This window comes from Psychrobacillus insolitus, from assembly GCF_003254155.1.
GTDB classification, from domain to species: Bacteria; Bacillota; Bacilli; order Bacillales_A; family Planococcaceae; genus Psychrobacillus; species Psychrobacillus insolitus.
The window spans coordinates 66,102-79,650 of record NZ_QKZI01000001.1; the positions used below are offsets into that span (position 1 = coordinate 66,102).

Annotated in this window: 12 protein-coding genes; 10 read left to right on the forward strand and 2 right to left on the reverse strand. The window is 34.9% G+C overall.

What is annotated here, in order from left to right; translation table 11 throughout:
- The first annotated feature begins 82 nt into the window (after positions 1-82).
- Together C7437_RS00300 and C7437_RS00305 are read left to right on the forward strand one after the other, a co-directional pair.
- Positions 83-763: a metal-dependent hydrolase gene (locus tag C7437_RS00300; RefSeq protein ID WP_111437661.1), complete on the forward strand. Its 681-nt coding sequence runs from the start codon at positions 83-85 to the stop codon at positions 761-763.
- Positions 764-835: 72 nt separating this feature from the next.
- On the forward strand, positions 836-2,143 hold the full coding sequence (locus C7437_RS00305; protein WP_111437662.1) for a DRTGG domain-containing protein: 1,308 nt from the start codon (positions 836-838) through the stop codon (positions 2,141-2,143).
- Between the two features lie 61 nt (positions 2,144-2,204).
- Here the strand turns inward: C7437_RS00305 and C7437_RS00310 are convergent, their stop codons facing one another.
- Positions 2,205-2,513, reverse strand: a complete 309-nt coding sequence (locus C7437_RS00310; RefSeq protein WP_111437663.1) for a YtpI family protein — start codon at positions 2,511-2,513, stop codon at positions 2,205-2,207.
- 93 nt (positions 2,514-2,606) lie between these two features.
- Between C7437_RS00310 and C7437_RS00315 the strand changes: the two genes are divergently transcribed.
- From C7437_RS00315 to C7437_RS00350, 8 genes are all read left to right on the forward strand, one after another.
- The gene (locus tag C7437_RS00315) at positions 2,607-3,536 is read left to right on the forward strand and encodes a DHH family phosphoesterase (RefSeq protein ID WP_111437664.1); all 930 of its coding nucleotides are present in this window, start codon (positions 2,607-2,609) and stop codon (positions 3,534-3,536) included.
- A 17-nt stretch (positions 3,537-3,553) separates the two neighbouring features.
- Positions 3,554-6,613: a DNA polymerase III subunit alpha gene (dnaE, locus tag C7437_RS00320; RefSeq protein WP_111437665.1), complete on the forward strand. Its 3,060-nt coding sequence runs from the start codon at positions 3,554-3,556 to the stop codon at positions 6,611-6,613.
- 111 nt (positions 6,614-6,724) lie between these two features.
- Positions 6,725-7,369, forward strand: coding sequence for a FadR/GntR family transcriptional regulator (locus C7437_RS00325; RefSeq protein WP_111437666.1), 645 nt, complete (start codon positions 6,725-6,727; stop codon positions 7,367-7,369).
- Positions 7,370-8,239, forward strand: a complete 870-nt coding sequence (gene accD / locus C7437_RS00330) for an acetyl-CoA carboxylase, carboxyltransferase subunit beta (protein WP_111437667.1) — start codon at positions 7,370-7,372, stop codon at positions 8,237-8,239.
- A complete protein-coding gene (accA, locus tag C7437_RS00335) occupies positions 8,233-9,201 on the forward strand; it encodes an acetyl-CoA carboxylase carboxyl transferase subunit alpha (RefSeq protein WP_111437668.1) in 969 nt (322 codons plus the stop codon). Before accD ends, accA begins: the two co-directional genes overlap by 7 nt.
- Before the next feature lie 65 nt (positions 9,202-9,266).
- A complete protein-coding gene (pfkA, locus tag C7437_RS00340; protein ID WP_111437669.1) occupies positions 9,267-10,226 on the forward strand; it encodes a 6-phosphofructokinase in 960 nt (319 codons plus the stop codon).
- Positions 10,227-10,265: 39 nt separating this feature from the next.
- On the forward strand, positions 10,266-12,026 hold the full coding sequence (pyk, locus tag C7437_RS00345) for a pyruvate kinase (protein WP_111437670.1): 1,761 nt from the start codon (positions 10,266-10,268) through the stop codon (positions 12,024-12,026).
- 52 nt (positions 12,027-12,078) lie between these two features.
- Positions 12,079-12,471 carry an FxsA family protein gene (locus C7437_RS00350; RefSeq protein ID WP_111438942.1) on the forward strand — a complete coding sequence of 131 codons (393 nt, stop codon included), beginning with the start codon at positions 12,079-12,081 and terminating at the stop codon, positions 12,469-12,471.
- Here C7437_RS00350 and C7437_RS00355 read toward each other — a convergent pair.
- Complete coding sequence (locus tag C7437_RS00355) at positions 12,458-13,420, reverse strand: AI-2E family transporter (RefSeq protein WP_170122284.1); 963 nt, start codon at positions 13,418-13,420, stop codon at positions 12,458-12,460. The two genes, C7437_RS00350 and C7437_RS00355, sit on opposite strands and share 14 nt — an antisense overlap.
- Between the last annotated feature and the right edge of the window lie 129 nt (positions 13,421-13,549).

Here is a 13,549-nt window from a genome sequence, read left to right on the forward strand (position 1 = left end):
TAACAGAATAAAGGATTTCTAGCATATTTGTAGAAATATATAGAATATAGACGAAACTCAAAATAAAAGGAGAGGCTAACATATGCAAATTAGTTTTCATGGACATTCAGTAGTAAAGATTATAACAGCTAGTCATACAATATTAATCGACCCCTTTATCTCTGGAAACGGTCAAACAGATTTAGTTGCATCAGAAGAACAACCAGACGTCATCTTACTTACACACGGACATAATGATCATGTAGGAGACACAATTGACATTGCTAAAAGAAATGATGCACTCGTCATTGCAACTTTTGAACTGGCAAGGTACCTAGAATCTAAGGGTGTAAGAACACATGCAATGGGATTAGGTGGGGCCTATGAATTTGAATTTGGACGTGTGAAGTATACACAGGCTTTCCATAGTTCTTCATTTACAACAGCAGATGGTGAAATTATTTATGCAGGGATGCCCGGGGGAATTCTTTTCACAGAGGGTGGCAAAACTATTTATCATGCAGGAGATACGGCATTATTTGGGGATATGAAACTAATTGGAGAACAAAATGCGATTGATGTTGCATTTTTACCTATCGGGGATAATTTCACGATGGGTCCAGAAGATGCAGCGTATGCTACGGAACTTTTGAAACCTAAAGTAGTTGTACCTATTCATTACAACACATTCCCTGGAATTCAACAGAACCCTTATGGATTCAAAGAATTAGTAAAAACAAGCGAAGTGCATATTTTAAAAGCAGGAGATAAGATCGAACTTTGAGTTTCTTTGTAGAATGAAAACAGAACAGTATGTGTTACAATAAACGCATAATAATCGTTTGGATGTGACTACATGACAACAAAACATGAACAAATTTTAGAATATATTGAAAAGCTACCTGTAGGGGATAAAATATCGGTTAGACAAATTGCAAAAGATTTAATAGTGAGTGAAGGAACTGCTTACCGTGCGATAAAAGAAGCTGAAAACAGAAGGCTTGTTAGTACGATTGAACGTGTTGGTACAATCCGTATCGAACTGAAGAAAAAAGAGCATTTTGAACGACTAACTTTTGCAGAAGTTGTAAATATTGTAGATGGACAAGTTCTGGGAGGAAAAGCAGGACTTTATAAAACGTTAAATAAGTTTGTCATCGGTGCCATGCAACTTGAGGACATGATGAGATATGTAGAACCAGGGAATTTACTCATTGTAGGGAATCGACTTAAAGTACATGAGCATACATTAAAAGCAGGAGCTGCTATTTTAATTACTGGTGGTTTTGATGTACCTGAGAAAATAAAAAAACTGGCGGATGAGATGGAGCTACCTGTTATTTCAACCAGTTATGATTCTTTTACAGTTGCTACAATGATAAACCGTGCCATTGATGACCAACTGATAAAAAAAGATGTATTACTTATTGAAGATATATTCACACCATTAGATGAGACTGCGTATTTGTTAACAACAGATCAAGTGAAGAAATATAGCGAGTTAAACAGTTTAACCAACCATGGAGGATATCCAGTTGTAGACTCGAACAAAAAAACGGTAGGAATTGTAACGGCAAGAGATGTGATTGATAAGGAAAGCCATGAGCAGATCGATAAAGTAATGACTAAAAATCCTATTACTATCACGATGAAAACAAGTGTCGCCGCAGCAAGTCACCGAATGATTTGGGAAGGTATAGATTTAATGCCTGTTCTTGGTGAAAATAGTGTTTTACAAGGTGTTGTTAGTAGACAGGATGTTTTAAAAGCATTACAAGCTGCTTCGCGACAACCACAAAATGGTGAAACAATTGATGATATTGTAAAACAACAAATGAAGATCATATCTTCAGAAGAAATGGTATTTGAATGCATAGTTACACCTCAAATGACAAACCATTTCGGTGCGATGTCATACGGAGCATTTACTATTTTGCTGACAGAAACAGGAGCTCAATCACTGAAGATTCGTAAACGTGGTGAAAGTGTTGTAGAAAATATGACGATATATCATACAAAACCGATTCAATTAGAAACGGTTCTACGTGTACACGCTCGTATGTTAGAAATGAGTAGGAAAGTAGCGAAGATGGATATCGAAGTTTTCAATGAAAAATTGTTAGTTGGAAAAGCAATGATTACTTATCAATTATTAGAAAGATAATCATAAATAAATGATGCAACCTATTTTAGTTGCATCATTTATTTTGAAGTATGAAGTTAAGTTATTGATTTATTCTAAGTTCTTCTTGAACAAATTGACTGTAATGTTTATAAGCTTTAAAATTATGGTACATAAAATAAGCTCCAAGTAAGATAAATAATCCGGAAATAACATATGTTACAGAAGAAGGGTACACGATTAAAAAGTTAAGCCCAAAAAAGAAAATAAAAGCTCCTAAGCATACAGATGCTTTGGAAGAAAACCATTTTTTCCTAATTGGGAAAGTAGTGCGGAATTGTTTCGTTTTAAAATAAAAATACCAAACAAAAGAAACCACGATACCAAGTATGAATATTCCATTGAGAATCATAATAAACCTCCAATAAATAGTTAAGCTTCTATTATTGTAAAGGGAAAATGGAGAAAATGCGAACTGAATATATATTGACACGGAGGAATTTACATGAAAAGACAAATCATTGACACAATCGAGCGCTTTGACAAAATAATCCTACATAGACATGTTAGACCTGATCCAGATGCATATGGGTCACAAATCGGTTTAAAAGAATTATTAGCACTGAACTATCCTTCAAAAAAGATTTTTGCTACTGGGACGCATGAGCCTACTTTAGATTTCATGGCACGTCCAGATCAAGTGACGGATGAAGACTTTTCTAATGCATTAATTATTGTTACGGATACTGCAAATACAGAAAGAATAGATGATCAAAGATATACACTAGGGAAACACCTTATAAAAATTGATCATCATCCAAATGATGATGCTTATGGAGACTTACTTTGGGTAGATACAACTGCAAGTTCTGTAAGTGAAATGATTTGTAATTTATTTGAAGAAGGTAGTGCATATAAAGACTGGAAGATGAATAAAAGTATTGCACGTCTTTTATTTGCCGGAATTGTTGGGGATACTGGGAGATTTATGTTCCAAAGTACTTCTCTTAAGACAATGGAGTATGCTGGGAAACTACTTACGTACGGTTTTGATCGTACCGAACTGTTTAATGGGATGTATGAAGTAGATAGAAGCTTACTTCACCTTAAAGGCTATATTTATGAGAACTTTAGTATGGATGAAAATGGTGTCGGATCTATCAAACTTACTAGAGAGATTTTACGAAAATACGGTGTAGCAGAATCGGAAGCTTCTTTATTAGTAAGTGCTCTTGCAGATGTAAAAGGAATGAAATGTTGGGTGTTTTTCATTGAAGATTCAGAAACAATCCGTGTTAGACTACGCTCTAAAGGGCCAGTGATTAATGGTGTAGCTAAAAAATATGGTGGTGGAGGTCATCCGCTAGCATCTGGGGCTTCAGTTAGAACATGGGATGAAGCAGATTTAGTAATAGAGGATTTAAGAAAGCTGTAAATCGGGGTGTTATAAATATGGAAACAGTATATCCACAAATTGTGACATCAGCGGATATGCTGAAAAGCACAATTCAATTGGAACAGCTCATTCATAAGTTGAAAATGAATAACGCAAAGGCAGCCGCCATTACAAATAGTAAATTGTATGGGGTGTTGCCTTTTTGGCATGATTTACAAAAACATGGGATTCATCCTGTGATAGGACTTTCTCTTCGTGTAAAATTACATGATGAGGTAGTTTGTCTTATTATTTATGCAGAAAATAATAAAGGGTACGAAAATATGTTGAAAATTTCGAGTAGTTTAGAAACAAGAGAGCTTACTGAACTACCTCAAAGCTGGCTAGAAGCATATAAAGATGGGCTTATAGTTGTCTATAAAGGGGATTCGAAATTTTCAGAAGAAACTTTACAACAATTGATAAAAATATTTCAGTCGAAAAATTTATTTATCGGAATGGAGCGGCCAAATGGCGTGAAATTGGAAGATGAAATAAAAATCATGCAAGTTTCAGAAGATTTTTCTATTCCAATTACAACCTATCATTTAAGCCGCTATATAGAAAAAGAAGATGCATTTGCATACGAAGTTTTAGATGCAATGGACCAATCAGTCAAAATGTCTGATAGAAACCGACTAAAACCTTCAGAAGTTTCAGCTCATGTACTAACTGAAACGGAATGGATGGAACGATTTTTAGATGTACCTGAATGGACTATTAACACGAGTAATATGTTAAAACGATGCCAGCTTACATTTCCACAACAAACACATCATATGCCCAAATATCCATTGGCTGATGGATTATTAGCAAAAGATTATTTAAAACAACTTTGTGAAGAAGGATTAAAGGAACGTGTACAACATATAACAACAGAATATACAGAACGATTACTCTATGAGTTAACGGTTATTAGTCAAATGAGATATGATGATTACTTTTTAATTGTTCAAGATTTTATGAAGTTTGCTAGGCAAAAAAATATTTTAACAGGACCAGGTCGAGGTTCATCAGCGAGTTCTCTTGTTGCATATTCTCTTCGTATTACAGATGTAGATCCACTAGCGTATGGATTATTATTTGAACGATTTTTAAATCCAGATCGAATTACTTTACCGGATATTGATATAGATTTTGCAGATTCGAGAAGGATGGAAGTAATTCAATATGTTGCTGAAAAGTACGGAAAGAATTATGTGTCACAGATCATTACATTTGGTACTTTATCAACAAAGGCAGTAGCTCGAGAAGTTGCCAGAGTATTTGGTTTTGAATCCTCTACATTGGAGGCTATTTCATCTTTTATTCCATCGAAACCTGGAATTAAACTTAGGGAGGCTTATGAACAGTCTCAGAAGTTACGTGAGTTTGTTCAAACAGAAGAAATTCGGAAAAAATGGTTTGAAGTAGCGCTTGCTTTAGAGGGATTACCTAGAAATGCTTCTACCCATGCTGCGGGTATAGTATTATCGCCAATGCCACTTGTAGATATAGTGCCAATACAAATGGGCCATGAAGAAATATATTTAACACAGTGGCCAATGAAAGAAGTAGAACAAATTGGTTTACTGAAAATGGATTTCTTAGGGTTAAGAAATCTAACTATAATTGAACGTATATTGAAGCTTATAAATTATTCCCAGTCGACAAAATTATCCTTAACTTCTATTCCACTAGATGACAGTCGTACTTTTCAGTTGCTTCAAAATGGAGACACGACAGGTGTTTTTCAATTAGAATCAGCGGGGATGAGAAACGCGTTAAAACAGATTAGACCGTCTAAATTCGATGACATTGTTGCGGTAAATGCGTTATATCGTCCAGGTCCAATGGATAGTATTCCACTATATGCAAAGCGTAAATTAGGACAAGAAAAAATTACGTATGAACACCCTGTATTAGAACCGATTTTGAAAGAAACTTACGGGATTATCGTGTATCAAGAACAGATTATGCAAATTGCATCGCAAATGGCAGGTTTTACATTTGGAGAAGCAGACTTACTTCGAAGAGCAGTAAGCAAAAAGAATAGAGAAATATTGCAACAAGAAAGAGTTCACTTCGTTCAAAAAGCACTTCAACAAGGTCATACATCCGAAGCTGCTACAGCTGTCTACGATTTGATTGTACGATTTGCAGACTATGGGTTTCCGAAAAGCCATGCAGTTGCCTATAGTATCATTTCCTATCAAATGGCTTACTTGAAAGCACATTTCCCATTGGAGTTTTACTGCGCATTATTAACTACTTCAGCTGGAAATCAAGAGAAAGTAAATCAGTTGATTATGGAAATGAAATTAAAAGGAATAGAAATTCTAGCTCCTTCCATTTATACTAGTCAAGCCTTTTTTACTGTAGACAAACCATCTATTCGTTTTGGTTTGCAAGCTATAAAAGGCGTTTCTCATTCATTTGTTCAAAAACTGATCCAACAAAGAACAAAACGAACTAGTAAATGGGAAGATATGTTTGATTTTGCTTCTGATTTAACAGCTACATATTTTACTCGCAAAAATATAGAACCACTAGTTAAAGCAGGTGCGCTAGATGAATTTAATGAGGAAAGGTCTACTTTACTTGCTACATTAGATGCTGCAGTGAAATATGCTGAACTAGTAAGTCCGTCTGAAGAACTAGATTTATTTGCTGGAGATACATTTCATTTTGGCAAATCAAAATATATTCGAACGGATCCAATGCCTCTTATGATCAAATTACAATTTGAAAAGGAAGTACTTGGCCAATATCTTTCCGAGCATCCAACTATTTCAGTGAAGAAAAAAATGCAAGAACCGATTCATTCTATTTGGAATGTACTTCAATCGACAAAAGAAGGAAAAGTAGTGATTATCGGATTAATACAAGAAATAAAACGAATTCGCACGAAAAAAGGCGAATTAATGGCCTTTGTTACACTGCAAGATGAAACTGGAAACATGTCAGTGACGCTTTTTCCAGAAGAATTAGCGAAATTCAATGAATTATTAAAAGATTTAGGTATCATTAAAGTGGAGGGGAAAGCAGAAAGAAGAAATGGGCGTTCCCAAATAATTGCTAAATACGTTTCAAACTAAACTGCACATTTATTTGTGCAGTTTTGTCTTTACGTTTGTTTCTTTTTTTTGTATGCTAATAAAGTCGAGTGGTCAGACCACTTTGTAATTTTTGGAAAAAGTGAGGATTTTATGAATCCAGAAAAAAATTCACCCAAAATGTTTTTAGAGACAGTAAAGAAGTTAAGAGAGATTATCCAAGAAACGAAAGTACCGATTGGTGGGAAATTACCTTCTGAACGTGTACTTGCTGAGCAGCTTCAAGTAGGAAGATCTACTATCAGAGAAGCACTGAGGAGTTTAGAATTACTTGGTTTAATTGAAACAAGAAGAGGAGAAGGAACTTTTCTATCCGACTACCGTAAACATCAACTAGTAGAAGTTTTATCTACTTTTATATTGCAAGATATTAAAACATATGAAGATGTTAATGAAACGAGACAAACATTAGAAAAAGATGCGATTCGTGTCATTTGTCAAAAGGATAAATTTAAACAACACAGAATTTGGGATGGCTTTTTACTTAAGTTACGAGAAGAGCAGGTAATACGAGAAGAGATTATCCGAGAAATTATTGTTTTGGTCGGAAATCGACTTACATTGAAAATTTGGTTTTTGTTAAAGCAATTTGCCGGTGATCCGTATGTGAAGGAAATGAGTATGGATGAAACAACTATTTGGATAGAGATACTTGAGAATGTAAAAAACGGGGATGAATATAAAGCAATATCTCTTTACAACCAATGGCTTTTGTTAATGAATAGGAGTGAAGTGTAAATGATTCGAGATTTATTTAGAAAAAATCATAAAAAGAAATATGCAACGATTTCTATTGAGCAATCGAACAATGAGATGCCGGAGGGGTTAATGGTAAAATGCCCTGAATGTAAAAAAAATGTTTTGACAAAAGAATTGATGGAAAATTTAAAAGTATGTCCATCTTGTGATCATCACTTGAAGATGACAGCGTGGGAACGAGTAGAAATTTTCTTGGATGAAAGTACTTTTACATCGATGGATGATCATTTACAAACGGAAAATCCATTAAATTTTCCAGGTTACACAGAAAAAGTTAAATCAGATTCAGAAAAAACTGGGTTGAATGAAGCAGTATTAACCGGAGTTGGAGAAATCGATGGAAGAAAAGTAGTGGTAGCAATTATGGATTCTCATTTTAGAATGGGTTCTATGGGATCTGTTGTTGGAGAAAAAATTACAAGAGCTATTGAAAAAGCAACTGAACTAAAGATTCCTTTTATCATCTTTACAGCTAGTGGGGGTGCACGTATGCAAGAAGGAGTATTATCTCTCATGCAAATGGCCAAAACAAGCGTTGCACTTAGAAGGCATAGTGATCACGGACTTTTATATATCTCTATTTTAACGCATCCTACTACTGGTGGAGTTTCTGCAAGCTTTGCATCCATTGGAGATATTAATATTGCGGAGCCTAAAGCCTTGATTGGATTCGCTGGACGAAGAGTAATTGAACAAACAGTTCGTGAAAAACTACCAGAAAATTTTCAAACTGCGGAGTTTTTAATGGATCATGGTCAATTGGATGCAGTAATTCACAGAAAAGAAATGAAAGAAAAAGTTTCCTCTCTAGTGAAAATGCACACAAGTAAGGAGATTACAACATGGTGAAAACATTACCTTTTGAAGAACCTATCATCCAATTAAAGACAAAAATTGCAGAATTAAAAGAGTATACAGAACATGCAGAAGTTGATATGTCTAAAGAAATAGGGAATTTAGAAACTAGACTTGCAAAATTAGAACAGGATATTTATGAAAATATGGAACCATGGGATCGGGTTCAAGTTGCCAGACATCCAAATCGTCCAACTACAAGAGATTATATTCAGCTTTTATTTACGGAGTTCATGGAACTTCACGGAGACCGATTATATGGAGACGATGCTGCAATCATTGGAGGAATTGCTTTATTTGAAGAGAATCCAATTACGATTATCGGGCATCAAAGAGGTCTTGATACGAAGGAAAATATTAAACGTAACTTTGGGATGCCACATCCTGAAGGATACCGCAAAGCACTACGTTTAATGAAACAAGCGGAGAAATTTAACCGTCCAATTATTTGTTTCATTGATACAAAGGGAGCATATCCAGGAAAAGCTGCCGAAGAGCGTGGTCAAAGTGAAGCAATTGCGAGAAACTTAGTAGAGATGGCAGGGTTAAAAGTTCCAGTGATTAGTGTAGTAATTGGTGAAGGTGGTAGCGGAGGGGCACTTGCATTAGGTGTTGCAAATCATATTCATATGTTAGATAACTCAACGTATTCTGTCATTTCTCCTGAAGGAGCAGCGTCTATACTTTGGAAAGATCCAACACTCGCAAAACAAGCGGCAGAAGCTATGAAGATAACTGCACCTGACTTGAAAGCAATGAACATTATAGATGAAGTTATTAAAGAAGTACAGGGTGGAGCTCATAGAAATCCAGAAATACAAGCAAAAAATATGAAAGATGTTCTTTTACAATCTTTACAAATTCTTAGTAAACTTTCAGTCGAAGAACTCATTTCCTCTAGGTATGATAAATTTAGAGCAATTGGGGAATATACAGAGGATAACGTGTCTAAATAGGCACGTTTTTTTTTGCTTCAATTCATGATAAGCTAAGTATAATAAATAAGGGGGAGGGGATATTCTTGAAACGGATTGGTGTATTAACTAGTGGAGGAGATGCTCCAGGTATGAATGCAGCAATTAGAGCAGTTGCTAGAAAAGCTATGTTTGAGGGGCTCGAAGTTGTTGGGATATATCACGGATATCAAGGTTTAATAGATGGGAATATGGAAGTATTAAACTTAGGTTCTGTAGGAGATATTATTCAAAGAGGCGGTACTAAATTATATTCAGCAAGATGCCCTGAATTTCGTACTAAAGAGGGACAACAAAAAGCAATCGAACAACTGAAATTAAATAAAATTGATGGACTAGTGATTATTGGGGGGGATGGTTCGTACCGGGGCTCAATGACTTTGACGAATAGTGGTTTTCCTTGTGTTGGTATTCCAGGAACGATAGATAATGATATACCAGGAACTGATTACACCCTAGGTTTTGATACTGCATTAAATACAGTTATAGACTGCATCGATAAAATTAGAGATACAGCTACTTCTCATGACCGAACATTTATCATTGAAGTAATGGGAAGAGATTCTGGAGATTTAGCTTTGTGGGCGGGGCTTGCAGGTGGAGCAGAAACAATTATCATTCCAGAAGAAACATATAACATGGAAGAAGTAATTGGTCGTTTAAAAAGTGGATCTACTCGTGGAAAAAAACACAGTATTATTATTGTAGCTGAAGGTGTTATGAGTGGGTCTGAGTTTGCAGCAAAAATAAAAGAGCATGCCGATATTGAAACACGTGTTTCTGTATTAGGGCATATTCAACGCGGTGGCTCTCCTACAGGTAGAGATCGTGTCCTAGCGAGCTTGTTTGGAGCGAAAGCGGTAGAGGTATTACTTGCCGGACATGGTGGGCGAGCTATTGGCATACAGAATCATCAAGTGGTAGACTATGATATGAATGAAGCATTTGAAAAAGGTGAGATAATGGATTCTAAAATGTATCAATTATCGAAAGAACTATCAATCTAGAAAAGCACGATATTATTTTATTTTAGAGAGGACTTGACCATGAGAAAAACTAAAATAGTTTGTACAATTGGACCCGCAAGTGAATCCGTAGAAATGTTAGACAATCTAATTGAAGCAGGAATGAATGTAGCACGCTTGAACTTTTCACACGGCAACCATGAAGAGCATGCTGTACGAATTAAAAGAATTAGAGAAGCTTCTGAGAAGGCAGGCAAGATTGTAGGGATTTTATTAGATACAAAAGGGCCTGAAATTCGTACGCATAAAATGGAAAATGATGCGATTGAATTAATTTCTGGTGAGGCAATTGATATTTCGATGTCAGAAGTTCTTGGTAATAGTGAACGTTTCTCTATTTCATATGAAAAATTAATCGAAGATGTTCAAGTGGGGTCAATCATCTTGTTAGATGATGGCTTAATCGAGTTAAAAGTAACAAATATCGATGCAAATAAAGGGATTATTTCTACATATATTGAAAATGCGGGAACTTTAAAGAATAATAAAGGTGTAAATGTTCCAGGAGTATCTGTTCAATTACCTGGAATTACGGAAAAAGATGCAGCAGATATTCTTTTCGGTATTGAACAAGAAGTAGATTTCATCGCAGCATCTTTTGTACGTCGTGCGAAAGATGTAATGGAAATAAGAGGATTATTAGAATCGAATAATGGTGCTCATATTCAAATTATCCCGAAAATAGAAAACCAAGAAGGCGTAGATAATATTGATGAGATTATTCAAGTTTCTGATGGCTTAATGGTAGCTAGGGGAGATCTTGGCGTTGAAATACCTGCTGAAGAAGTTCCTCTCGTGCAAAAAAGTCTAATTCATAAATGTAATATAGCTGGAAAACCAGTAATAACTGCTACACAAATGTTAGATTCCATGCAGAGAAATCCAAGACCTACACGTGCAGAAGCAAGTGATGTAGCAAACGCTATTTTAGATGGTACAGATGCAATTATGCTTTCAGGAGAAACTGCAGCTGGTATGTATCCACTAGAAGCAGTACAAACAATGGATAGAATTGCTAAAACAACTGAAAATGCTGTAGATTATCGTTCCATCGTGACAAAGTTAAGTAAAGCAAGAGAAGTGAATCTAACAGATGCTATGGGACAAGCAGTTGCTCACACAGCAATTAACTTAAAAGTAAAAGCTGTAATTGCACCTACTGAAAGTGGCTATACTGCCAAAATGATTTCTAAATTTAGACCTGGGGTACCGATTATTGCTGTCACATCCTCTATTATCCCTTCAAGAAAATTAACACTTGTATGGGGTGTCTATCCAATCGTTGGTAAAAAAGCTTACTCTACAGATGAAATTTTAGAAGTGGCGGTAGAAGAAAGTATTCTACATCAATATGTTACACATGGGGACTTAGTTATTATTACGGCGGGGCTACCGGTAGGTCAAGCAGGTACAACTAACTTGATGAAAGTTCATGTAATTGGAGATATGGTAGCAAAAGGTCAAGGTATAGGTAAATCAACTGCCTATGGACAAGCAATTATTGTCCATAATGCAGAGGAACTAAAAGGACAAGATACAACAGATAGAATCATTGTTACAATAGGTTCAGATCGTGATATGGTTCCTGCGATAGAAAATTGTAAGGGACTTATAACGGAAGAAGGCGGCTTAACAAGTCATGCTGCAGTTGTAGGATTAAGCCTAGGTATTCCAGTAATTGTTGGAGTCCATAATGCTACAAATCTTATTAAAGATGGCCAAGAATTAACGATAGATGCTGAAAGTGGCGTCATCTATCATGGACATGCTAGTATTATTTAAAAAATTGCCTCACCTGTAAAGGTGAGGCAATTACTTTATGGAAGGTGATTGGATGAAATGGTTCATTAGTTTATTTATTATTATTCCAGCAGTAGAATTATACATTCTTCTATTATCCGGAAAGACGATTGGAGTAGGGTATACATTTCTATTAATAATCGCTACAGGAGTGATTGGAGCATACGTAGCAAAAAAGCAAGGAATCAAAGCTTTCCGAGAAGTTTCCGATAATGTAAAGAATTATCAAGCACCTGCAGAACAAGCAATTAATGGACTCTGTATTTTTGCCGGATCTATTTTCGTCATATTACCTGGCTTTATATCAGATATTTTAGGTTTTCTTCTGTTAATTGGACCTACTAGAAATATATTATTTAAGCCATTTATATATAAATGGATTCGAAAGAAAATGAAAAGTGGTCAAGTGATTGTTATGAAGCCTTAGTAAAGTCAGTCCACTTATTTGCGAACAAATAAATAAAGGGACTAAATAATATTCCTATAACCCCAAATATTAAAACGGCTGCCGCGCTTAGAAAAAAGACGTGGACAGCCTTTATTTGCATAGAGGATGACCAAAGCATGGATTCCACTAGATGTCTTGTTAATTGAACAAAGATATACAGAAGTAACACGATAACTCCGAAAGTATGTTGATCGAGTAGGAAAAAATATATACTAAATGGTATTAAAATTATTCCAGTACCGAGAAATGGGATGCTATCAACTAATGAAATGAGAAAAGCGTATTTTATTGGTTGATGAAATCCTAGTGTAAGAAATCCAATAGATAACAAAAAAAATGTTAATAAAAATAATTTTATCTCAACGGATATAAACTTATTAATCACATCTGTCGATTTTAATAATCCTTTTTGACAAATAATCCGAGCTTTTTTTGGGAAATACACTAAAAACCACTGTCGATCTTTCATAGATTCCTGCAAAGAAAAAAATAATCCCATACTAAATAGTAAAAGCTCAAAAAAGTAAGAAGGTAAATGAGTTAAATTCATTAAAGCATTGTTCATAAAAGTATTCATTAGAGATTGGAGCTTTCCTTCGAACAAGAGAAAAATGGGATGATTTTGCATTTCAGCAACTGGAAGTAAGATAACATGATCGTGTATTAATGGAATAATATTAATGAGTGTTTGTACAATAAATATTCCAAATAAAAAAACTGCAGATACAATGATTAATTCTGTCAAAAATACACTAAGAAAAAGTGGGATTTTACATCTTTTATTTAAGAATTTAGTAATTGGAAATAAAAAGTACCCTGCTAGAATGGACAGTGAAAGAGGGTAAACAACAAATGAAATAAGGATAATAATTACAATTGGTATCAGTTTTGAGAACAAATCTTTCTTATTTAATTGCATTATAATCATTTTCATCCATTCTTTTCAAAAAATTGGTAAATAAAATGTATTATTTTAAAAATTTAAGCGATATTATTCACAAGTTCGCCAAAATTGATTATAATGAAAGAGCAAGCGTTTGAAGTAACTAATAAACAG